The sequence below is a fragment of the Subtercola vilae genome (genome assembly GCF_004923255.1).
In the GTDB taxonomy this organism is placed as follows: Bacteria; Actinomycetota; Actinomycetes; order Actinomycetales; family Microbacteriaceae; genus Subtercola; species Subtercola vilae.
The window spans coordinates 158,414-180,627 of the sequence record NZ_QYRT01000003.1 but is presented as its reverse complement, the minus strand read 5'-3'; the positions used below and the strand labels follow the sequence as shown (position 1 = coordinate 180,627).

Annotated in this window: 21 protein-coding genes; 10 read left to right on the top strand and 11 right to left on the bottom strand. The window is 64.1% G+C overall.

Annotated elements, in window-relative coordinates; genetic code table 11:
• Nucleotides 1-83: 83 nt before the first annotated feature.
• Nucleotides 84-368: a hypothetical protein gene (locus tag D4765_RS02635; protein ID WP_136640664.1), complete on the bottom strand. Its 285-nt coding sequence runs from the start codon at nucleotides 366-368 to the stop codon at nucleotides 84-86.
• Between the two features lie 154 nt (nucleotides 369-522).
• Between D4765_RS02635 and D4765_RS02630 the strand changes: the two genes are divergently transcribed.
• Nucleotides 523-837, top strand: a complete 315-nt coding sequence (locus D4765_RS02630) for a DUF7882 family protein (RefSeq protein WP_136640663.1) — start codon at nucleotides 523-525, stop codon at nucleotides 835-837.
• 60 nt (nucleotides 838-897) lie between these two features.
• Here the strand turns inward: D4765_RS02630 and D4765_RS02625 are convergent, their stop codons facing one another.
• Nucleotides 898-1,473 carry a TetR/AcrR family transcriptional regulator gene (locus D4765_RS02625; RefSeq protein ID WP_136640662.1) on the bottom strand — a complete coding sequence of 192 codons (576 nt, stop codon included), beginning with the start codon at nucleotides 1,471-1,473 and terminating at the stop codon, nucleotides 898-900.
• Nucleotides 1,474-1,633: 160 nt separating this feature from the next.
• Here D4765_RS02625 and D4765_RS02620 point away from each other — a divergent pair, with 160 nt between their 5' ends.
• Together D4765_RS02620 and D4765_RS02615 are read left to right on the top strand one after the other, a co-directional pair.
• Nucleotides 1,634-4,129 carry an MMPL family transporter gene (locus tag D4765_RS02620; protein ID WP_136640661.1) on the top strand — a complete coding sequence of 832 codons (2,496 nt, stop codon included), beginning with the start codon at nucleotides 1,634-1,636 and terminating at the stop codon, nucleotides 4,127-4,129.
• Nucleotides 4,130-4,242: 113 nt separating this feature from the next.
• The gene (locus D4765_RS02615) at nucleotides 4,243-5,700 is read left to right on the top strand and encodes an HNH endonuclease signature motif containing protein (RefSeq protein WP_136640660.1); all 1,458 of its coding nucleotides are present in this window, start codon (nucleotides 4,243-4,245) and stop codon (nucleotides 5,698-5,700) included.
• A 132-nt stretch (nucleotides 5,701-5,832) separates the two neighbouring features.
• Here the strand turns inward: D4765_RS02615 and D4765_RS02610 are convergent, their stop codons facing one another.
• From D4765_RS02610 to D4765_RS02600, 3 genes are all read right to left on the bottom strand, one after another.
• Nucleotides 5,833-6,126: a hypothetical protein gene (locus D4765_RS02610; protein WP_136640659.1), complete on the bottom strand. Its 294-nt coding sequence runs from the start codon at nucleotides 6,124-6,126 to the stop codon at nucleotides 5,833-5,835.
• A 26-nt stretch (nucleotides 6,127-6,152) separates the two neighbouring features.
• On the bottom strand, nucleotides 6,153-7,619 hold the full coding sequence (locus D4765_RS02605; protein ID WP_136640658.1) for an MATE family efflux transporter: 1,467 nt from the start codon (nucleotides 7,617-7,619) through the stop codon (nucleotides 6,153-6,155).
• 117 nt (nucleotides 7,620-7,736) lie between these two features.
• A complete protein-coding gene (locus D4765_RS02600) occupies nucleotides 7,737-8,180 on the bottom strand; it encodes a MarR family winged helix-turn-helix transcriptional regulator (protein WP_136640657.1) in 444 nt (147 codons plus the stop codon).
• A gap of 201 nt (nucleotides 8,181-8,381) precedes the next feature.
• Here D4765_RS02600 and D4765_RS02595 point away from each other — a divergent pair, with 201 nt between their 5' ends.
• Both D4765_RS02595 and D4765_RS02590 read left to right on the top strand, forming a co-directional pair.
• Nucleotides 8,382-8,930 carry a PadR family transcriptional regulator gene (locus D4765_RS02595; RefSeq protein WP_136640656.1) on the top strand — a complete coding sequence of 183 codons (549 nt, stop codon included), beginning with the start codon at nucleotides 8,382-8,384 and terminating at the stop codon, nucleotides 8,928-8,930.
• Nucleotides 8,931-8,934: 4 nt separating this feature from the next.
• Entirely contained in the window at nucleotides 8,935-10,692 is a 1,758-nt protein-coding gene (locus tag D4765_RS02590; protein WP_136640655.1) for an ABC1 kinase family protein, read from the top strand.
• 17 nt (nucleotides 10,693-10,709) lie between these two features.
• Here the strand turns inward: D4765_RS02590 and D4765_RS02585 are convergent, their stop codons facing one another.
• Both D4765_RS02585 and D4765_RS02580 read right to left on the bottom strand, forming a co-directional pair.
• Complete coding sequence (locus D4765_RS02585; RefSeq protein ID WP_136640654.1) at nucleotides 10,710-11,360, bottom strand: hypothetical protein; 651 nt, start codon at nucleotides 11,358-11,360, stop codon at nucleotides 10,710-10,712.
• A 306-nt stretch (nucleotides 11,361-11,666) separates the two neighbouring features.
• Nucleotides 11,667-12,329, bottom strand: coding sequence for a TetR/AcrR family transcriptional regulator (locus D4765_RS02580; RefSeq protein ID WP_136640653.1), 663 nt, complete (start codon nucleotides 12,327-12,329; stop codon nucleotides 11,667-11,669).
• A gap of 117 nt (nucleotides 12,330-12,446) precedes the next feature.
• Between D4765_RS02580 and D4765_RS02575 the strand changes: the two genes are divergently transcribed.
• Nucleotides 12,447-13,070: an NADPH-dependent F420 reductase gene (locus D4765_RS02575; RefSeq protein ID WP_136640652.1), complete on the top strand. Its 624-nt coding sequence runs from the start codon at nucleotides 12,447-12,449 to the stop codon at nucleotides 13,068-13,070.
• Between the two features lie 30 nt (nucleotides 13,071-13,100).
• On the opposite strand, the gene D4765_RS02570 is transcribed toward D4765_RS02575, so the two are convergent.
• The 3 genes from D4765_RS02570 to D4765_RS02560 all read right to left on the bottom strand — a co-directional run bounded on the left by D4765_RS02570 (nucleotide 13,101) and on the right by D4765_RS02560 (nucleotide 16,879).
• Complete coding sequence (locus tag D4765_RS02570) at nucleotides 13,101-13,817, bottom strand: alpha/beta hydrolase (RefSeq protein ID WP_136640651.1); 717 nt, start codon at nucleotides 13,815-13,817, stop codon at nucleotides 13,101-13,103.
• Between the two features lie 129 nt (nucleotides 13,818-13,946).
• Complete coding sequence (locus D4765_RS02565) at nucleotides 13,947-16,226, bottom strand: MMPL family transporter (RefSeq protein WP_201799205.1); 2,280 nt, start codon at nucleotides 16,224-16,226, stop codon at nucleotides 13,947-13,949.
• A 59-nt stretch (nucleotides 16,227-16,285) separates the two neighbouring features.
• On the bottom strand, nucleotides 16,286-16,879 hold the full coding sequence (locus D4765_RS02560; RefSeq protein WP_136640649.1) for a sigma-70 family RNA polymerase sigma factor: 594 nt from the start codon (nucleotides 16,877-16,879) through the stop codon (nucleotides 16,286-16,288).
• 112 nt (nucleotides 16,880-16,991) lie between these two features.
• On the opposite strand from D4765_RS02560, the gene D4765_RS02555 reads away from it, so the two are divergent.
• Both D4765_RS02555 and D4765_RS02550 read left to right on the top strand, forming a co-directional pair.
• Entirely contained in the window at nucleotides 16,992-17,732 is a 741-nt protein-coding gene (locus tag D4765_RS02555; protein WP_136640648.1) for a response regulator transcription factor, read from the top strand.
• On the top strand, nucleotides 17,719-18,894 hold the full coding sequence (locus D4765_RS02550) for a sensor histidine kinase (protein WP_136640647.1): 1,176 nt from the start codon (nucleotides 17,719-17,721) through the stop codon (nucleotides 18,892-18,894). The genes D4765_RS02555 and D4765_RS02550 overlap by 14 nt, the downstream gene beginning before the upstream one ends.
• A 466-nt stretch (nucleotides 18,895-19,360) precedes the next feature.
• Here the strand turns inward: D4765_RS02550 and D4765_RS02545 are convergent, their stop codons facing one another.
• Nucleotides 19,361-19,612 carry a helix-turn-helix domain-containing protein gene (locus D4765_RS02545; protein ID WP_161580324.1) on the bottom strand — a complete coding sequence of 84 codons (252 nt, stop codon included), beginning with the start codon at nucleotides 19,610-19,612 and terminating at the stop codon, nucleotides 19,361-19,363.
• Between the two features lie 148 nt (nucleotides 19,613-19,760).
• On the opposite strand from D4765_RS02545, the gene D4765_RS02540 reads away from it, so the two are divergent.
• Nucleotides 19,761-20,753 (top strand): hypothetical protein, encoded by a 993-nt coding sequence (locus tag D4765_RS02540; protein WP_136640645.1) that lies wholly within the window; start codon nucleotides 19,761-19,763, stop codon nucleotides 20,751-20,753.
• The gene (locus D4765_RS02535; protein ID WP_136640644.1) at nucleotides 20,746-22,206 is read left to right on the top strand and encodes a hypothetical protein; all 1,461 of its coding nucleotides are present in this window, start codon (nucleotides 20,746-20,748) and stop codon (nucleotides 22,204-22,206) included. Before D4765_RS02540 ends, D4765_RS02535 begins: the two co-directional genes overlap by 8 nt.
• Nucleotides 22,207-22,214: the final 8 nt, after the last annotated feature.

Genomic DNA, 22,214 nt, shown 5'->3' with positions numbered 1-22,214 from the left:
TCGCCCTCCCGCGCCGTTCAGGGCGGGGTTGAGGTACGGCAAATGCTCACCTTTCGGCCGCCTAACTAGCCGAAAGGCGTACCTCAACCCCGCCCTGAACGGCGCGGGAGGGCGAGGTCGGCGATGAGGGTCGAGACGAGGAATCCCACATATACGACGGCGTAGAACACGCCGGTGAGCCCGGCGAAGTCTTCGCCGGTGGCGCTGCGCTGCACTTCGAGCAGACCCGACACGAGGGCGATGCCGAGCCCGACACCGATCACGAGGTTGGCGCCACCACCGCGGTCGCGACGGTCGCGAAAAGCAGGCCCCCGACCCGGTGTCGACCTCCGCACGGTTTCGGCCGACACCGAACCCGTCGCCGCCATCGCAAGCGCCGTCGATCGGCCATTCGAGCAAGGGTCGCGTCGGTGCTACACGGCCACCGCGGCATCGTGCTCTAGATCGACTGCGGCTGTCGGGGGCATCCACTAAACTTCCGGTCAGACCGCCGATAACCAGCGTGTCGAGTTAGGAAGTGACATGGCTTCACTCATTTACGGCAGCCCCGGAACGACCGTGCAGTTCGACGACCGAACACTCGCGCACCTGCGAGTGGTGCTGCTCGCGAAGCTCCGCCGCGAAGAGAAATTCGCTCTCAACTTCACCGATTCGGTCACAGCGAATGCACGCACGCTCTGGTTTCATCCGGCCATTGCGCTGCAGTTCGAATTCGACAGCAGCGCCGAGATCTCGCTGAACCGCGCCTGGGTCGATGCGCTCACGGCGTCGGCGAACAGCGGGGCTGGGCTGCGAGTGGTCGCCGAAGAGTCGATCGGCGTGCGCAGCCGGGTGTAGTCGGGTCTGGTCTGGTCTGGTCTGGTCTGGTCTGGTCGGGCGCGCGGTGGCAGGCTCGGCCTACGATGCCTGAAGCCGCGAGACCAACACCCCGAACAGCTCTTCTGTCGGGTCGTCACTCGCACCCGGCGGGCGAGACAGTCGGTACAGAATAGCGCCCAGCAGTAGTTGCGCCAACGCGCGCGGCGAGATTCCTGCCGGGTGCGGCGCGCTCGCGCCGGGCTCACTAGCCCACGCCTGCAGTGCGACCTCCAGAGGGTCAGCAAGGTGAGTACTCAGCTGCCGGGCGATGTCCGGATCTTCGAACGCCGACGCCACCAGACCCCTCAGCAGCGGAGCATTCTCGTCGACGTAGGTCAGCACCGCTGTGATCCACTCGCTCGGGTCGGCACGAACACCACTGGGCGAATCGGTGGCCACGGGCGTCGGCAGCACGTCGCCGCTCAGCACACACTCGGCGAGAATCGCGTTCTTCGACTGCCACCAGCGATAGACGGTGGGTTTGCCCACACCCGCCCGAGCCGCAATCTTCTCGATCGTCACGTGCGCGTAGCCCTGCTCTGTGACCAGCTCGCGCATTGCCCGCAGCACGGCGGCCCGCGCCTCTTCGCTTCGCTTACGGCCCAGTCTCTCCACGCCTCCGAGCGTATCTCACAGTCAACCCCCAAATTACGTTACGTACCGTTTTGATAGAGTGACTTTCGACGAAGCGGTCCGCACGAAGTGGTTCCGTCTTCTGACGCCTTCACCTGGTCGCGGATGCTCGCCCCTCCTCGCTCGATCGAAAGGCTCCCCCATGGCCAAGCTCCTCCAACGGCTCGGACTCGCCTCCGCCAGGCGCGCCTGGATCGTCATCGCGGTGTGGGTGGTCATCCTCGCCGGAGCCGGCACGGCCTTCCTCGTTGCGGGCGGCTCACTGGCGAGCACCTTCTCCATCTCCGGCACCCCCGCGCAGAATGTCGCCGACCAGCTGCAGGCATCGCTTCCCGACGCCGACCGCGGCACCGGCCAAGTCGTCTTCACTACTTCCGACGGGTCGGCATTCACCACCGAACAGCAAACCGACATCGCCACGGCGCTCACTGCCGCGGGCGCCACCCCCGGCGTCAGCTCGACGATCGACCCCTTTCAAACCGCCGCCGATCGCCAGGCCCAGCAAACCAAACTGACCGACGCCGCAGCTCAACTCACAACTGCGTCGGCCCAGCTCGCCGCAGGCCAGGCGCAGCTCGACCAGGCAAAAGCCCAACTGCAGGCCGCCGGCGCCAACGCGCCAACCGGCGCCGCCGACCAGCTCGCCCAGCAGCAAGCCACCCTCGACCAGAACAAGACCACTCTCGAAGCGCAACAGGCTCAGGTCTCCGACGGCCAGCGCCTCGGCTCAGCGGCCGCCAAGCTTCAGACCGTCTCGAGCGACAACGCCACCGCCGTCGCCACCGTTGTCTTCTCCAAACCCACCGCCGACGTCACGCCCGACGAGAAGACGGCGGCCGTCAACGCCATCAACGCCACCTCCATCCCCGGTGTCGTCGAGAACTACTCCGCCTCGATGAGTTCGGTGACCGTCGGTGTCAGCGCCGGTGAGATCGCTGGCATCGTCATCGCCGCCATCGTGCTGTTCATCATGCTCGGCTCCCTGGTGGCCGCCGGCCTGCCTCTCCTGTCGTCGTTCATCGGCGTCGGCGTCGGGGCCCTCGGGGTACTCGCCTTCTCCGGGGTGGTCTCGATGTCATCGGCCACGGTCACACTCGGCCTGATGCTCGGCCTGGCCGTCGGCATCGACTATTCCCTGTTCATCCTGAACCGTCATCGACGCCAGCTGCGCGCCGGTGTTCCCCTGCAGGAGTCGATCGGCCTCGCCAACGGAACCTCCGGCAACGCCGTCATGTTCGCCGGCATCACCGTCATCATCGCCCTCGCCGCTCTCAATATCACCGGAATCGGCTTTCTGGGCCTCATGGGTACCGCCGGCGCCATCGTCGTGGCGATCGCCGTGCTCGTCGCGCTCACCTTCACACCCGCGCTCATGTCGCTCGCCGGCCTCCGCGTGCTACCGAAAAAGGAACGTGCCGCCCTCGGCACCCAGAAACACGCCGCCGCCGCTGCCCCTCACGAAGCGCCAGAACACGCCAAGAAGGCCTCGAGAGAGGGAACTCTTGCGACCAGGCACCCGGTGATCATCCTCGCGGCCGGAATCATTGCGCTGCTAATCGTTGCCATTCCCGCCCTCTCGATGCGCCTCGCCCTGCCAGACGGCAAGTCGCAGCCCACCGATTCGACCGAATACATCGCCTACACCGACATCGACAAGGCATTCGGCGCTGGCACCAACGGCGCGATCATTGTCGTCGCCAACCTGCCCACGACCACCAGCGACCAAGCTCTGACCAGCCTTGAAGCCAAGGTGGCCGACAAACTGCTCGCGGTCAACAACGTCGTCGCAGCGGCACCCGCCGGGGCATCCGCAGACAACCGCACCGTCATCTTTCAAGTCATCCCCTCCGACGGCCCCTCTGCGGCCAGCACCGAACAAGTCGTCAAAGACCTGCGCGACCTCTCCGGCTCGCTCGACAACCAGCTCGGGGTCACCATCGGCGTCACCGGTCTCACCGCCATCAACATCGACATCTCCGCGAAGCTGGCGGATGCCCTGCCCCTCTACCTCGTCATCGTGCTGGGCCTCTCGATTCTGATCATGATTCTGGTGTTCCGTTCGATCGCCGTTCCCCTCATTGCGACCACCGGATTCCTCCTTACCGTGCTCGCCACCTTTGGGGCCGTGACCGCTGTGTACCAGTGGGGCTGGCTTGGTTTCATCTTCGGCATTCACGACCCCGCGCCCATTCTGAGCTTCCTTCCGATTCTTCTCATTGGAATCATCTTCGGCCTCGCGATGGACTATCAGCTCTTCATCACCTCGGGAATGCGCGAAGCTCATGTGCACGGCATGCCTGCCCGCAAAGCAGTCAACGCGGGCCTGCGCACCGCGCGCCCGGTGGTCGTAGCGGCGGGAATCATCATGATCTCCGTCTTCGGTGGATTCGTCTTCGGCGACCTCGTCGAGGCGCGGGTCATCGGCTTCGGGCTTGCAATCGGAGTACTGGTCGACGCGTTCGTCGTGCGCCTGCTGCTCGTGCCCGCTGCCATGCACCTGCTCGGCGAGAAGGCTTGGTGGTTGCCGCGCTGGCTCGACCGCATCACGCCCGATGTCGACGTTGAAGGCGCCAAGCTCGAACGGTCGGAGGAGCCGACGGAGAGCGGCGAGCCCCGGGCGCTGGTGGGCGCGCGGTAGTTGGGGGCGGGCGAAAAAAGGTCGTCAAAAGTTTTTTGAGATTTTTTTCTGTGGGGGTCGATTTGGGCCCTATTTGTTGAGTGAATGTCAGTGGTTGGTGGTTGACTTGGGTCATGAACGAATCGACCACCACTTCTCCTGCTGCTGACGCGGCTGCCTTTGACGAGGTGGTTGGTGTTGTGGCGGGGTGGTGTGGGGCTGCCGCGCCCTTCGGGCTTGCCGATGAAGCATTGTTGTCACGGATCGCAGACGCAGAGAAGTTGGGCCGTCTTGTGGATGGGTTGCGTGTGCGGTTGGCTGGGGAGGTGGCTGAGAGGTCCCGGAGTGAGTTGGGGGATGGGTCGCTGTCACGGGCACAGAACTTCACGACGGTACCGAAGCTGGTGGCCGCGGTAACGGGCGGGGCGGGGCATACCGCGAACAGCTGGCTGAAGCTCGGTAAGTCGGTGCGGTCGGGGGTGTCGATCAATGGGGTTCTGATCCCGTCGAACTTCCCGCACGTCGAGCAGGGCCTGACGGATGGCAGTTTGGGGGTGGATGCGGCGGCGCAGATCGTTCGTAACCTGACCGAGGTCGCAGCCCAGTTGGGGTTCACCGAAGAGATCCGTGACGCCGAGAAAGCGTTGGTCGATGCGGCGACGAACATCTCGGGTGGGTTCCGGTACTCAGCAGATGACATCGGTTTGCTGGCGTCGCGGGTGCGGGCGCATCTTGACCCTGACGGTGTGGAACCCTCCGACCGGGTGTTGCAGTCGAAACGGTATGTGAGGTTTAGTGCTCAGGGTGACGGGATGACCAAAATGATCGCCCTCCTCCCACCCCTGCAAGCAGGGAGCCTGCGGGCGTTGTTGGAAGCGTTGCAGTCCCCGAGGGTGCGCCCCCAGTTCGAAACCGACACTCCTGCCGATGGCGAATCCGGGCCGTCGCGTTCAGGGGCAAGCCCGCAGGGCGCGGCAGCCCCCAACGCATGCCTCGGCCGCCAGCCAGAGGATTGGTTGGTGGCCCCGGACTCGTCGACGAGGGATCGTCGTACGGGTGAGCAGTTCGTGTTCGACCGGTTCTACGACCTCCTCACCGTCGCGGCAGGCCTGACCGGTGCCCCGCGGATCAACGGGGCCGCCCCGGTACTGAACATCCGGGTCGAACTCGACGACCTCGCCCAAGGGCACGGGGTGGGTTGGGTTGATGGGATTGTTGACCCGGTCCCGATGTCGAGTGTGGAACAGCTCCTCTGCCACGGCGACATCACCACCACCGTCTTCGGTACCCATGGGGAAGTACTCCAGCACGGGAAAACGAAACGCCTGTTCACGACCGCGCAAAAGGCCGCTATGGCGGCACGGGATGGTGGGTGTGTGTGGCCGGGCTGCGACCGCGGCCCGTCGTGGTGCGAAAGCCACCACGTCGACGACTGGAAACACCACACCTACGCCCCCGGCCGTACAGACATCGACAACGGGGCACTGCTGTGTCACTTCCACCACACCCATGTGCATTCCTCTGAGTGGAAACTCGCCATGCAGAACGGCGTCCCGGTGTTGATCCCACCGAAAAGCATCGACTGGGAATAAACCCCACGACCCTGCTCCCAGATCAGATCACGAAGACGCGGCCCCCTCCCCACCGCACCATTACCACCATGGGTCAGACAACCACGACCATACACAACCTGACAGTGCCTACCTTTGCCACACCGGGCCCAATCACCGAGCCTGTTCGGGCGGGTTGGGCATGCTCCTCAGCTCCGCGAGTTCTTCGCTGATGCGCGCCCTACTGTAGGGCGTCGCGAGCCGTTCCAAACTCATGATCGCGACGACGTGCGCTGTCTCTTCTGTGATATCCAGCATCTGGGCGAGCATCCGGCACAGGTCGTCCCGATTGCCAGTCACTGCGGCGAGCGCGACGACCTCGCCGATTCGGCTCTGCGCCCGACCGATGGCCTCAAGAACCCTGATGCGGGAGCGAAGAGCTTCAGATTCATCGAATTCTGCATGCATCGCCCCACCCTACCGAGGCCCGAGGGTTACGCGTCGGCCGGCTCGAGTGCCTGCTCGGCGCGCTCGAGGCTACCCTCGGCGAGGCCCCGGTCGATGGAGGCCCGCGAGGCGAGCCACATGATCACACCGATCAGAAAGACGATGCCCTCGGAGACGGTGAGCGACCAGATGATGCCGGCCAACCCGAACCAGAGGTTGCCGATGAGCACGATCGGCATGAACAGCACACCCTGTGACATCGACATGATGATGGCCGCTACAGACCGCCCGGCCGCTTGGAACAGAGACGTGATGAGGCCCGTGAATCCGTTGACGATCATGGCCACGAGCTGAGCGGTAAGAATGGTCACGCCGATCGCGAGCACTGACGGGTCTGAAACGAAGGCGGAGAACACCTGGTCGCGAAACACGAAGACCGTCACGGCGGAGATCAGCACAACACCGCCGACCGTCATTGCCGACACCCGCAGCGCTGAGCGGAGCCGCGCCCGGTCACCCTTGCCATACGAGTAGGCGAGAAGCGGCAGCACGCCCAACGTGACACCCATCACCAGAAACTCCGGTACCTGTGCAATTCGCACGGCCACGCCCATCGCGGCGAGCGCACTGTCGCCGTAAGCCACGGCCAGATTGTTGAGCACCAGCGAGGTGACGATCAGAAAGGCCGACTGCAGCAGCTCGCCGATGCCCACGCCGAAGACCGGCTTGACGACCGACGGCGAGAGCGAGAACCACCGCGGCGCGAGGCTCACGTGCTCGCTGTGCCCCTGCAACCAGACCACGAAGTAAATGACGACACCGAGGTTCGACAGACCCATCGCCAGCGCAGCGCCTGCCACACCCCAGTGCAGAACGAGAATGAACAGAACGTCGAAGATGACGTTCGCGATGGTCGAGGCGATGAGCCCGATCATGACCTGGCGCGCGGCGCCCTCGGCCCGCACGATCTGCTCGAGGCAGAACGCCACGGCAAGAACGGGAACGAAGGCGAGCATGACGGCGACGTAGGCGCTCGTTGCGGGCACAGCCGAAGCATCCGCCCCAAGTACCGACACGAGAGGGCCCAGCAGAACCAGCCCGATCGCCCCGAGCACCGCGCCGGTGATGGCCGCACCCCAGACGGCGAACGAGGAGACGTGTTTGATTTCGCCGGCCTTGGCGGGGTCGTGCTCTGCGGCGCCGAGCAGCCGCGAGATGAGCGCGCCGCCGCCCACGCCGAACACGCCGCCGACCGCCATGACAAGGCCAAGAAGCGGCGTGCCGAAGGTGACAGCCGCGAGCAGGGTGGCGTCGTGCAGCGAGCCGATGAAACCGGCGTTGATGACGTTGTAGACAGCGCCAACGATCATCGCAGCGGCCATCGGCACACACAGGTGCACGAGGGCCCGAACAATGGGGGCGGCAGAGAGGTACCAACGGTTGGTGCCGACGGCATCGGCGCCAACACCGACAGCGGCACCGGATGACGTGGGTTGAGAATGCGTGGAGATCATGACTGCTCCTTTCTGGGCAGGTGAGAGCGCGCGCCGACAGACGCCGGCACGGCGAAGGTAGTGAGGGAGAGAGGAAAGAGAGAGCGGTGAAGGAGGCGAAAGACGCGAAAAACTCGACTAGCGGGTGGGCTGCGGCAGCACTGCGGTCACCTTTGTAAGGAGGGCGTGCAGCGTGGCTCGCTCGGCCGCGTCGAGCGGAGCGAGGATCGTGTCGTCGGCAGCCGCCATCGCCGTTTCGAATCCGGCGATGAGGTCGACGCCGGCGGGGGTGGCGTACACGCGCTTGCTGCGTTCGTTGCCCGCCTCGGTGCGGCGTTCGATGAGAGCGCGGCGCTCCAGTCCCTGCAGAAGACTCGTGACGCTCGCGGGGCTCGTGCGACTGATCTGGGCGATGTCTCGCTGAATCGAACCGGGGTTCAGGGCCAGGTAACCGAGCACAAAAGCCTGTTCATGGCTGAGTTCGCGAGCCCTGATCCAGTCTTCGCCCACTTTGCGCTGCGCCCATCCGATCCAGCGCACCAGCTCGAGGCTGCTGCCCAGGTTCGCCTTCGGTTCGTTCATAATCAGAACACTAACTGTTTGAGTTCTAACTGTCAACCTTCGAACAAAAGCGTGTGCGCTGAAGAAGTGCACAGCATCCGGAATCGAACGCTGGGAACTCGCCTTAATCCCCTACCGCTGACCACTATCGCTATATATCGTTGAGTATCGTTCGCGAGTGTTTTGGTTCGCGAGATACAGAGTCGAAAGAAGGAGTTCATCATGGCTGGTTCATTCTCGGCAGGAGCATTCGGCGGCGGCATTCCGACCGATGGCATGTGGCAGGCCATGGAACAACTGCGGGCGAAGTTCGAGAAGCGCGTCGGAACCCGAGTGGGCCGGGGTGATGTTCGCGAGGCAGTGCTCGCCCTGCTCGCTGAGCAGCCGATGCACGGCTACCAGATCATTCACGAGATCGAAGAGCGAAGCGGCGGCAGCTGGAAGCCGAGCGCCGGTTCGGTCTACCCCACCCTGCAGCTGCTGGCTGACGAGGGCCTCATCGATGCGGCCGAATCAAACGGTCGCAAGACGTACTCACTGACCGACGCGGGGCGCGCGAGCGTCGCCGGCTCGACAGCGTCGACTCCGTGGGAGAACACCGAGTCGACCGATGAGGGCCACAAGTTCGGCGCGCTTCCGAAGGCCGGAGTCGAGCTGGCCCAGGCCGTAGCCCAGGTGGGCCGCACAGGCACGCCCGAACAGGTTCAGCAGGCCGTGTCCGCGCTCGAAGAGACGCGCCGCAGGCTCTACTCGATTCTCGCCCAGGACTGACGGGGTGCCACCTGATCGTCAAGTCCTGAAAGCGCCCGCAGCGGGAGCAACGCGCGCCCGCTACCGCCGCATCCTCCGTTTCGCCGGTTGGAACCTCGCTATCACGTGGTGGTTCGAACTGTTTCTGCCCCGCATCGGCCTGGCAAAGATTGCCGAGCGAACCCGCTCACGACGGATGCGCCGTTTCGCGCAGCGCTTCCACGTGCTCGCGCTCGACCTCGGCGGGCTCATGATCAAGGTTGGGCAGTTCATGTCGTCGCGCCTCGACGTGCTTCCGCCCGAGATCACGGCCGAGCTCGAAGGGCTGCAAGACGAGGTTCCACCCGTACCATTCGCGGCCATCCGCGCTCTAGCCGAGGCCGAGCTCGGCGTTTCGCTGCCCCGCGCATTCGCCTTCGTCGACGAGACACCTGTCGCCGCGGCATCCCTCGGCCAGGCGCATCGTGCTCGGCTCGGCCCGCTCGACGCGGCCGACACCGGTCTCGACGGCGTGGTACTGAAGGTACAACGACCCGGTATCGACGAGATCATCGACGTCGACCTGGCCGCACTTCGCCGGGTGGGTGGATGGCTCAGCCATGTTCGCCTCGTCTCCGACCGTGTCGACATGCCCGCGCTCGTCGAAGAATTCGCCCTGACCAGCCTTGAAGAGATCGACTACCTGCACGAGGCGGCCAGCTCCGAGCGCTTTGCGGCCGATTTCGCCGGTGACGCTCGCGTTGGCGTGCCCGCTGTGGTGTGGGAACGCACCACTCGACGCGTGCTCACCCTGCAAGACGTCACCGCCATCAAGATCTCCGACACCGATGCACTCATCGCGGCGGGCATCGACCCAGCCGAGGTTGCGCCGGTGTTCGCGTCGGTCATGTTCGACCAGCTCTTCACGCACGGCTTCTTTCACGCCGATCCGCATCCCGGCAACATCTTCGTCACACCACTCAGCGTCGAGTCGGGCGGCGCCGACATCGCTGAGAGCGGTACAGAGAGCGGTACCAGCCCCGGCAACACCAAGCGCCCCTGGAAGCTCACGTTCATCGACTTTGGAATGATGGGCGAGGTTCCCGCCAACACGCGCAGCGGCCTCAGAAAACTTCTCATCGCCGCCGCCTCCCGCGACGGTAAAGGGTTGGTCAACGCCATCCGCGACGTGGGTGTGCTGCTGCCCAGCGCCGAGACGAGCGAGCTCGAGCGTGCGATGACACAGCTCTTCGCCCGGTTCGGCGGCATGGGCTTCGCCGAGTTGCGCGAGGTCGACCCGCGCGAGTTCCGCGATTTCGCCGCGCAGTTCGGTGACGTCGTTCGGTCGCTGCCGTTTCAGCTGCCCGAGAACTTTCTGCTGATCATCCGGGCCATGTCGCTCACCTCGGGCGTGTGCAGCGCTCTCGACCCAGCCTTCAACCTGTGGGATTCTGTCGAACCCTACGCACAGCAGCTCATTCGTGACGAGCGCGGCAATGTGGTGCAAGACATCGCGAAGCAGGCGCTTCAGACGGCTGGCATCGTTGTGCGTCTCCCCACGCGACTGGATGCCCTGCTCACGCGCTTCGACGACGGCACGGTCGCGGTCACGAGCCCGTCGCTCGAACGGCGAGTCGCCCGGCTCGAGCGCACCGCCGGGCGGGTGATCTCGGCGATACTGTTCGGCGTGCTGCTCATCGCCGGGGCTGTACTCCACTCTGACGATGTGGTGCTCGGTACCGTACTGATGATCGCCTCGGTCATCCCGCTGCTGCACACGCTGCTGGCTGGGCGGCGGCGCTGAGACTCAGCCCTAGCGTGTCAACCGAATTCGAGCCATTCGATCGCACTCGCGAGTTCTTTTGCTTCTGGCGAGACAGCCGATGCGGCGGCCACAGCCCGGGCAGCTGACGGCACGATGGTCTGATAGTCGAGCTCATAGTCGAATTCGCTCGACGAAATGTGGCGACGAATGAGGCTGTAAGCCATACTCTTGGCGCGCAATGCCGCGTCGATATCGCCGTCCACGGCCGCGAGAATGGCACCCTTCATCAGCACGCGCCATGACAGAGCGAACCCGACAGGGTCTCTCAGTTGCAGCTCGATCGCAAAGGCACCGATCATTTCACGAACGTGGTCGATGTAGTCGAGGCTCTCGGTACTGAGCGTGCCCTGCCTCGCCATCTCGATGGCCAACGTGATGATGACGCACGTCTGGTAGTCGTCACGATGAAACCAGTCGTTGAGCACGTCATAGATCGACAGCAACCGCTCTTCGGCGGTACTCGCTGCGGGCCAACTGCTGGCTGGCACGAGACCGTACGACCACTCGAGTTCGCGCTGGCGAAGCAGGGTGATTGCTTCGTTGTCGGTGAAGGCGTCGCCGTTGTTTCGTCGGGCGAACTTGGGGTAATCCGCAACGACTTTGCGCATGCTCATCACTGTGCCGTCGAAGTCGCGCAGAAGATTCATGCAGTCAACCTACGCTGAAAAAGTTGCAAAATCATGAATTCATAAATTTGTCATATCAAGAAATCCGAAGCTGTGAGTTGGCCGCTCTATGAAAACATCAGCAATCGTCATGCCTCTCGGGCCACCTGGCCATCCTGCGACGAAACAACGTCGTCATCGCCGCCCGCAAAGGCAGCAAGGTCACCTACGTCTTGGCATACCCCGAGGTAGCCAATCTGCTGGCTACCGCACGCCGGCTGCTGGTCTAGATTCTGCAGCGCAACCAGCCAGACAGCGTCGCCGCCGCCGCTCAGGGTGCTTCGCTCTTCAGCTGGCTTCGCTGAGATGCACCATGGCGTCGTACAGCTGCTCCTCTGTCATCGGCGGCTCAGGAATCGGATGCGCCCGCTCGGCTCGGTAGGCATCGAGCATCAGGTAGAGGTGACGCCGCCACGCGTTCGGCGCTGTGGTGTTCGTGGCATCGATCATCCGACCGTTCGACCAGATGAGATTGACGATGTCGGCCAAGGTGATGTCGGGCCGTGCTGCGCCGGCATCCTGAGCCCGGGTGAGCACATCGTCGATCTGCTGGCACATCAGGTCGTGGATGCGCTCGGTCTCAGCATTGCCGGGAAAGCGTCGGGAGAGAAAGTCGTTGAAACCCCGGTCTCCCGCCTGAACGCGAAACAGGTTCTCGAGGTAGTAGACGAAGCCGTTCCACGGATCGTCGATCTCCATCGCGCTCGTGGCGCCTTCGAGAAACTGCCCGAGTTGAGGCCGAAGCGCGGCCATCAGCAGGTCGAGGCGGGTCGGGAAGTGGCGATACAGGGTGCCGATGGAGACCTCGGCGTCGCGTGCGATTCTCTCCAATGAGGCATTCACGCCTCGGGCGGTGAACTCACGTTGCGCCGCCGAAATGAGCCTGTCGTGGCTCTCCCTGGCGTCGCGGCGCCGAGGCACCCGAGACGGCTCACGGTCACTGATACTCATTCCGTCAATGTACCTCGAAAACCGAGGGGTCCCTCCGGAATAAACTGAGGTACCCCTCCGGTTGAGGGAACAGACTGCACGATCACCTCGACAATGCACCAGGAAAGAACACTCGTCATGACCACCATCAGCATCATCGGCTCAGGCAACATGGCCACCGCCATCGGCAACCGCGCTGTACAGCACGGCCACACCGTCGAGCTTCTGAGCCGCAATACCGCGACAGCCAAAGCCCTCGCCGATCAGCTCGGCAATGGAACCACCGTCGGCACTTTCGGGGCACGGCCGGCGGGCGACATCGTCATCGTCGCCGTTCTCTACGCCGGCGCAGTCGACGCTGTCACCCAGTTCGGCGACGCTCTCGATGGCAAGACGCTCGTCGACATCACCAACCCGTTCAACGCCGACGCCAGCGGCGTCGTGACCACCCCGGGCAACTCGATCTCCCAGCAGATCGCCGCCGCAGCCCCCGGGAGCGCACACGTCATAAAGGCGTTCAACTCGATCTTCGGTGGCGTGATCGCCGAAAACAAGCCCGTCGACCTGTTGTTCGCCGGCGACAACGCCGAGGCGAAAGCACGTTTCGCGGAGTTCGTCGAAAGCCTCAACATGCGGGCCCTCGACGCCGGCGGAATCGGAATGGCCCACGCCCTCGAATGGGCCGGCATTCTGCTGGTGGGCCTGGCCCAGAACGGCGCCGGATTCGACGTCGCCCTGGGCGCCAAGACCACGGCGATCTGACCAGTGAGCCGGCCGATGACGTCGGCCGGCTCAGGCCGAGCGCAGCATCGCCTGCAGGTGGTCTACCACCATCTCAGGGCGGGACAGAAACGGGTGATGCCCCGTGGGCAGTTCAGCCGAGCGGGTGGCCCGTGCCGCGTGCAGGCGCTGAAGAGACACCGACGTGCTGCGATCGTCGCCGCACACGAGGTACGTCGAATCGACGTTCTGCCACCCGGCCCGGCTCGTCGGCGTCATGAAGGCCTCGACAGCCTGCGTCGTCACCCGCTGCCACGCCTCGTGCCTCACCTGCGCGTCTGCATCGTGCAGAAACCGGGCCGCGAACGACGCCTCGTCGTACCCCGCAACCCCGAGCGTGCCGTCGTCGTTCATGCCGATCGACACCGGGTCTGCCTCGTCGCTCATGATCATGCCCTGCGACTGGCCAACCTCCGGCAGGTACGACGACACGTAGAGCAGATGTTTCACAGCAGGATGCTGGCCCGCCTCCGCGATCACTGTTCCGCCGTATGAGTGACCGACGACGATGGCGCCCTCGTCCGCATCGACGCTGTCGAGTTCGGCTCGCAGCGCCGCCGCGTCAGCAGCCAGGCCGCCCGCCGTCTGCTCTGGCGTGATCTCGCCGCACGAGGGCAGCAGCAGAGCCCGGCTCCGGATGCCCGTGCGGTTCTCCAGCACGTCGGCACTCCGCTGCCACCACCACTGCCCGTCGCGCACCAGAGCGCCGTGTACAAATATGAGTTCCACACCGTCATTATCGCCGCTGTAGCGCAGGTCGCGAATGAACAGGGCCCACGTCGGCAGAGCGGCAGAGGGCGCGTCGACGAACCCGCCCGGGCGGAGCCTATGTTGCGGTTGCGCGAGCCGTATTGTTCGTCAGAGGGCAGCTCCCACCGGGGCGGCCTGGGGATCGTCGGCCTCGGGGGCAGCCGGTTCAGCCGGTTCAGCCGGCGAGTCGAGGGCTGCCCGAGCAGCCCGGTCGGCGAGCATCCGGTGCACCTTCTCGCCTTCGATGTCGACGTTGGGCAGAATGCGGTCGAGCCAGCGCGGCAGGTACCAGGCTTTGTCGCCGAGCAGCATCAATACCGCCGGCACGAGGGTCATGCGCACGAGGAAGGCGTCGAAGAAGACACCCACCGCGAGCGCGAGGGCGATGGGCTGCAGCGCCGGGCCCTGGCCGGGAACGAATGAGGCAAAGACACAGAACATAATCAGCGCTGCAGCCGTGACCACGCGGGCGGCACCCACGAACCCAGTTTGCACAGACGCGCGCGCGTCACCCGTATTGGTGAACTCTTCGCGAATGCGCGAAACCAGAAAGACCTGGTAGTCCATGGCGAGGCCGAACAGAACGGCCATCACGAGAATCGGCAGGAAGCTGATGACCGGCCCCACCTTCTCCACGCCCAGGATGCTCGCGAACACGCCATTCTGAAACACCAGTACGACGACGCCCAGTGATGCGGCGAGCGACAGCAGGAATCCCAGGGCTGCGGTGAGCGGAACCGCGAGCGAGCGGAACACGAGGAGCAGGAGCAGGAGGCAGAGACCCACGACGACGAGGCCGAACGGCAGCAGTGCGGCTGCCAGCTTCTGCGAGACGTCGATGTTGACGGCTGTCGTACCGGTCACCTCATAGGTGTAGCCATTCGCCGCCTGGAATGCCGCGGCGCGATCACGAACCGATGTCACGAGCGTGGTCGTGGCATCCGAATCGGGGGCACTGCTCGGAATGATGACGAGGTACGCCGTATTGCCCGCAGGGTTCACGCTCGGTGCACTGGCATATGAGATGTCGGAGATGCCGGCGAAGGCGGTTGTGAACGCCGCCGCCATGCCCGCGGGGTCGGTGCTCTTGGCACCGCTGAGATCTGCCGTCACGAGCAGGGGGCCGTTGTTTCCCGGCCCAAAGCCTGCGGTGAGCATGTCGTACGCCTGGCGACTGGTCGACGCCGCAGGGTTCGAACCGGCGTCGGGCATCGTGAACTTGAGCCCGCCCGTCAGCGCGGGCGCCGCGACGAGACCGAGGCCGACGATGACGGCGCCCACCGCGATCCACGGGCGCCGGGTGACCAGCGTGACCCACCGCGACCCGAGGGTCGGCTTGCTGCCCGCCACTGCAACGAGTGCACCCCGCAGTGCCGCGCGTGAGTTGGCCCGGGGAATGAGGGTCTTGCCGCAGAGCCCGAGAACCGCGGGCAGCAGCGTGAGCGACAGAGCCATGGCCACGATCACAGCGATCGCGGCGCCGAGACCCATCGCCGAGAGGAACGGAATGTTCACTACGTACAGGCCGAGCAGGGCGATGATCACCGTCAGGGCCGCGAAGACCACTGCGCTTCCGGCCGTAGCCGTGGCGAGAGCGATCGAGTCGATTACTTTCATGCCCGTCGCCAGCTGCGTGCGATGCCGTGAGGCGATGAAGAGTGCGTAGTCGATGCCCACGGCGAGGCCGAGCATCGAGGCGAGAACCGGAGCCGTCGACGAGAGCGGAAGCACCGAGGCGAGCAGAGTGATGAGCGAGCCCGAGATCGAGACGCCGATGACAGCGGTCAGAAGGGGCATACCGGCGGCAAGGAGTGAACCGAAGGTGATCGTCAGAATCACGAAGGCGAGCAGAAAGCCGATGCCTTCCGGGGCCGAGATGCCACCGGTGGCCGCGGGCAGCGGGTACCCCGAGTACGCCACGGTCAGATTGTGGCTCTGCAGAGTGTCAGCGATCGCAGCCACGGCGGAGGCATCGGCATCCGTCAGCGCGGTGCTCGCCTTGTCGTAGGTGAGACCGATGTAGGCGGTGCGCTGGTCTTGTGAAACCTGAACCGCGTACAAGACCTTCGAGCTGAACGGGTCAGAGACGCTCACCCCGGGTATTTTGGCGAGCTGCGCGGAGACGGCCGTGACGGCTGCTGCATCGTCTGCGATCGTCGTGCCTGCGGGAGCGACGAACACCACCTTGGTGCTCGCATCGTTCAGCGCCGGGAAACGCGCCGCCAGCATGTCATTTGCGTTCTGCGATTGCGTGCCGGGAATCGACACCGAAGCCTCAAAGTGGTCGCCGACCGCTTTGGAAGCGACAGCGCCGCCGGCGAGCAGCACGATCCAGACCACGATGACGAGGTAATGTCGGCGTGCCGAGAATCGTCCGATTGCATACAACAGAGTGGCCAATGTGTCCCCCAGCTCGCCTCCAGGAAACCTCCCGGATAGTAGGCAACCTATCGGCTTTTGGTATCGGCGCGCGCCTCATCGGGAATGACGTCGGGGGCGAGCAGCGCCCGGAGGCGCGTGAGGCCTTCGCGAATACGCCAATTGGCGGTGCTGAGTGGCACGTTGAGCGCGCGAGCGACTTCGACGCGGCTGTAGTCGTCGAAATAACACAGTTCGATCGCCCGTCGCTGCAGCACCGGAATGTCGCGCAGAGCGAGCAACACTCCCTCTACTCGCAGGCGAGTTTCAACAGAGAGCGCCACATCGTCGATGTGCTCCTGCCAGTCGCGAATGCCGATTCGGAGATCGCGGGTGCGACTCGCCTGCGAGGCACGTACGCGGTCGATTGCTCGGCGGCGTGCGATGACGCCCAGCCAGGTCGACACCTGAGCCTGCCCGGCATCGAACTTCGCACCGTTCTGCCAGGCCTCGAGCATCACCTCCTGGGCAACCTCCTCCGACTGGGCAGGGTCACGCAACACGCTCCGCACCGATTCGAAGACCCGGCCGAAGCACCGCTCATACAGGGCCGCGAATGCGTCATTGTCTCCTCCGCAGCTGCGGGCGAGGAGCACATCCGAGGTCTCGACTTCGCTTGTCATGATGTGACGGTAGGCCGGTGAGCCACGCCAGCGGCCCACGAAACCCTTACAGAATGCGAACGGTTGCGGTTGATGCCTAGGTCGACGACGACCGTACACCTACTGTGATGGAGTGAGCACACTGCAGGAGGAGACGCACAATCACGCCTTGCTCGACCGGCGCGTACTCGTCGTCGAAGACGATCCCACCGTCTCAGAGGTGGCGGCAACGTACCTGCGGGCCGCCGGTTTCATCGTTGATGCGGTGGCTGACGGTTTCACAGCACTCCAGCGGGTGATGCAGACACCGCCCGATCTCGTTGTTCTCGACAGGATGCTGCCTGGCATCGATGGCGTTGAGGTGTGCAGGCGTATTCGAGCGAACTCGGCGGTGCCGGTCATCCTGCTCACCGCGCTCGGAACAGAAGAAGACAGAATTCTCGGGCTCCAGGCCGGCGCCGACGACTACCTCACGAAGCCCTTCTCACCACGGGAGCTCGTGTTGCGCGTGCAGTCGATTCTGCGCCGTTCGATCGTCGAATTCGCTGTCGAGTCACCGGTCGTGTTCGGCGCCTTCACCCTCGACCCGTCGGCACGAACCGCTGCGCGGGCGGGCGAGGCACTCGCGTTGACCGCCCGCGAGTTCGATCTCCTCGCTTTCTTTCTCAAACGACCGAACCAGGTGTTCGGCCGCGAAGAGCTGCTGCGAGCGGTGTGGGGTTGGACGCACGGCGACCTGTCGACGGTCACCGTGCACGTGCGCAGACTTCGAGAGAAGATCGAGGTCGATCCCACCCATCCCCTCGTTCTCGCGACGGTGTGGGGTGTCGGTTACCGGCTCGAAGGCGCGGTGCGAACCAATGCTGCTGTCTGACATCGCCGATGTCGCCCTGATCGCCTTCGTCACCACGATCGTCATCGGCGGTTGTGCCTCGGTTCTCCTTCTCGCACTGCGCCGCGCATCCCTGTTCGCGCAATTGTGCGTCGTGGTTCTGGCCGTCACGCTGTCAGCTGTTGCGAGCATGATCACCGTCGCGAATGCAATGTATCTCTCCGCTCACGACTTGACCGTCGCTGTGGCTGTGGCCTCCATTGCGGGCGTGGTCTCGCTGGCTCTCGCCGCACTTCTCGGCTGGATGATCGTGCGCAACTCTCGCGCCCTGTCAGCCGCCACACGCAAGCTCGGCGCCGGCGAGCGTGTTGACGAGGTGGGCCGCCACTACTCCGCCGAACTCGCTGCACTCGGCGCCGAGCTCGTCTCGGCGAGTGCCCGTCTGGCCGACGCACACGCGCAGACAGCGCAGCTCGAGGCCTCCCGTCGTGAACTCGTGGCCTGGATCTCGCACGACCTCCGCACGCCGCTCGCGGGGCTCCGCGCGATGTCGGAGTCGCTCGAAGACGGCCTCGCAGACGACACCCAGCGCTACTACCGGCAGATGCGTTCGCAGGTCGAGCAGCTCTCCCGCATGGTCGACGATCTCTTCGAACTGTCGAAGATCGACTCGGGTACGCTTCAGCTCACCCTCGACGACGTTTCGTTGTTCGACATCGTCAGCGATGCGGTCGCTGACGTTCAGTCGTTCGCTGCCGGGCGCGAGATACGAGTCGCATCAGCGTTCCGCCGCGATGTGGTGGTGCGAGCGGATGCCCGCGAACTCTCCCGCGCCATCACAAACCTGCTCGTGAACGCGCTGCAGCACAGCCCCCACGCGTCGCCGATCACTGTGTCTGCCGATGTCTTCGACGGTCACGCGTCGCTCTCGGTGATCGACGGTGGATCGGGCATACCCGACGCAGACCTGGCCCGGGTGTTCGAGCCGGGCTGGCGCGGCGCATCCGCCAGAACCCCTGCCGTCGGTCTCTCGGCGGGAACGGCGGCCACGCCGGGTTCGGCACTCACCGAGCCACACTCAAGTGGCGCAGGGCTCGGGCTGGCCATCGTGCGGGGAATCGCCGAGGCCCACAACGGTTCGGTGAGCGTTCGGAACGTGCCCGGCGGGTGCCGTTTCGACCTCTCGCTTCCGACGGCGGCCTGACGGGGGGCTGGGGTGGGGTGGGCACACAAAAACCCCCTACATCCTTGTGACAAATGGGCGTAGGGGGTTTGATCGTGGCGGTACCGGTGGGATTTGAACCCAAATCAAGGCCGCGAAGGCGAGCCTCGCCTTCTGGCTTCCGCATATTTACGGGCTTTTTCACTCACACAATGAGGCGTTGACTCCCGTTCTTCCTGACCAAGTGTTGCCAGAATGTTGCCACGCCGCTGACCTAGGCGTCAGTAATAAGTCTCTCCGCGGCGCGCGCAGCGCGCTCGTCCTCGACAGGCTTGAAGTATTCGGGACACTCGTAGTTCATGCACTTCAGCCCGGTGAGCGAAGACGCGTACGCGTGGTTGCAAGCCTTACAGTTGTAAGGATTGTTCATGGCGATTCAACTTTCAGCAGCGCGCCGAGCTAGTTCTCGACGACGGTCTCAGCCTAACAGGCGGCTCACAGGAAACGCTCAGACAACGGCCAGCCGGCTCGTCACGAATTTTTCGAAGTCGACTCGTGTAACACGTCGCTTAGAGCGACCGCGGCCGAGTTCGATCACCCGAAGCTCCCCGCTTTTCATGACATCGTAAACGTAGTCGAGCGACGTTCCCAGCAGCTCGGCAACTTGGCGAACGGAAAGTAGTGCTGTCGGGTCATGGAACGGCGCTGCTGCTGAGGGACATTGCCCGAGTCCGTCGCGCTGGAAGTTGCGGCCGGTCACGGCAACCAATTCTTCTCGAATAATTTGTCGCAATATGTCCTCAAAAGTGCTTATCTAGCTGTCCGTCGTGTGCAGCGCGCCCACACTGTCACCCGTCGCCGATACTCTCTTCCCAGAAGCTGAACCGCAAAGACATCCGGGGGTCAAGATGGTTGAACCGCTGGACGTGGGCAATGCCAAAGAAGCCGTTGGCAGGGCCATCGACGGTGTCGGTAAAGCCGCTCGAACCGCTTCAACGCAGATCGTCGGGCACGTCGGCAACGTCAAAGGAGCCGCTAAAGGCACAGTCGAGAAGCTGACCGCGAAAAAGACGGACCCTTACGAAGGGGCCATCGCGGAGTACAACGACTCCTTCACCGCGATGAGCGATAAGGGCCTGTCGCTTCTGCGTCAGCGCGAACGCTCGACCGACCTGATCGAACTGATCGCGTTGTTAGTGAACAGCATCGCCAACACTCCCAAGACGTTCGACACCGACTTCGACGAGATCCAAGCGGCCCGGAAACGGTTCCTGCACGCGGAAGAGATCGCTCGCAAGGAACTCGCCGCGGCACGTTTATCGGCAATCAGCAGCGGTGGCGGCTTTGCTGCGGGTGCCGCGGTAGCGAGCATTGCGCCGACGGTGGCGATCTGGGTCGCCACGACATTCGGCACAGCATCCACCGGTACCGCGATCTCGACACTGTCTGGGGCAGCAGCCAGTCAGGCTGCACTGGCCTGGTTGGGAGGCGGGGCTCTGGCTGCCGGTGGCGGCGGAACCGCTGCAGGCACAGCACTGCTCGCATTGGCTGGCCCGATCGGCTGGACAATCGCCGGCGCAACACTGCTCGTCTCGATTCTTCTCTTCGCGAAAGTGAAGTTCGACAACCGAGAGACAAAGCAACACGCCCTCTCGGCGGTCAAGCGTAATACCGCCCTCGTTAGAGGCATGGATGCCAAAATCGATGATCTCCTTCAACGCACCGCCACTCTCCGCGGGCTGCTGATGAAGAGTTACGGTGACGCGTTACGTCATTTCGCTGCCGACTTCCTCGTACTATCTGCGCCCGAGAGATCTCAGCTCGCCGCGCTGGTCAACAACACGAAGGCTGCCGCGGCCCTTCTGATCAAGCACGTCGAGCAGGGTGCCGACGATGACTGATCCAGCGAGTCTCACAAAACGTAGCCAGGAGAAGGCGGTCGCTGCGTGGGTGAATTACCTCAACCAGCTCCGGCTGGACAACCTGCTTACCGCCCTCCGTCGGCAGGACCTGAACCTTCAGGATGCGCTCACCAGCGTTGACGAGGCGCTCCGGAAGATCGATCTTGAAGTGGTCGTCACCAACCGCGGCGGCGTGACGGGTATGCACGGCTTCATCGCCGAGGTCGCAGAAGTGGGCGTCGGCAACGCTCGGAGGCAAGTGCTCGGGGCGGATACCGCCTATCGGTGGGTGAACGACAACGGCCCAGTGGACCTGATGCGCGGCGGCGTGGAGATTCAGCAGAAGTTTGTTGCGGCTGGCGGCCGGTTCGGACTTGGCGCGATCGCGGAGCACCTCCAGAAGTATCCCGACTTCGTAAAGAACGGCGGGAAGTACCAGATTCCCGGCGACCACTTCGAGGTCATCCAGAGCCTGCACACTCTGTCGCGCGAGGATGCGAGCACGTTGCTGACGCGTAGCGGCGACGGCCCGTCGTTCGCGAGCTGGCAGCGGGTGCACGCCTTCTTCGAGACCGGCGATGTCGGCATCGAGTCACTTGAACCATCGACCCTGAAATACCACGAAGCGCAAAAAGGCGCCTACGGCTCGACGCTGACCGCGGAAAAGGACTCCCTTCGCTCCACCGACCAGTCTCGGCGTGACGACGCCTACCAACAGAGTCGGCCGTCGGCTAAGCAGGGTGCGAAGGTCACGCTTGGCGCCGCCGCCATCGAAGGCGCGACCAGCCTCGTGCTGGCCGTGGCCGAGAAGCGGCGGGATGGCACGAAGCTCAAGGATTTCACGGCCGATGAGTGGATCGGCATCGCGAAGGAGACCGGCTTCGGCTTCGTTAGGGGCGGCGTCCGGGGCGTGAGTATTTATTCACTCACTAACTTCACCGCAACGTCTGCAGCTGCCGCCAATTCGATCGTGACTGCTGCTTTCGGTATCGCGGGACAGGCCAACAAGCTCCGCCGCGGCGAGATCGAAGAACTGGAATTCATTCAGAACGCCGAGCTCGTCTCGTTAGAAGCTGCCGTCGGCACTCTGTCGTCCTTCGTTGGACAGGCGCTCATTCCCGTACCCATCCTGGGCGCCGTGATCGGCAACACAGTCGGCATCGTCATGTACAAAGCGGTCTCGTCCTCTCTCTCGAAGCGAGAAGCAGCACTGATCGCACGTTACCTTGGCGAGCAGCGACTGCTCGACGACCAGATCTCCGCCGAATACCAGGAACTCATCGAGAAGCTCGACGCGGGCATGTCCGACTACCTCGGCGTGCTCGAACGAGGCTTCTCACCCGATGTCGACGACGCCTTCCTCGGATCGGTCGAGCTTGCGCGGCAGCTCGGAGTGGCCTCGGATGGAGTCCTGGATAACGACGAGAAAATTCTGTCCTATTTCCTCGAGTAGCGCCTACC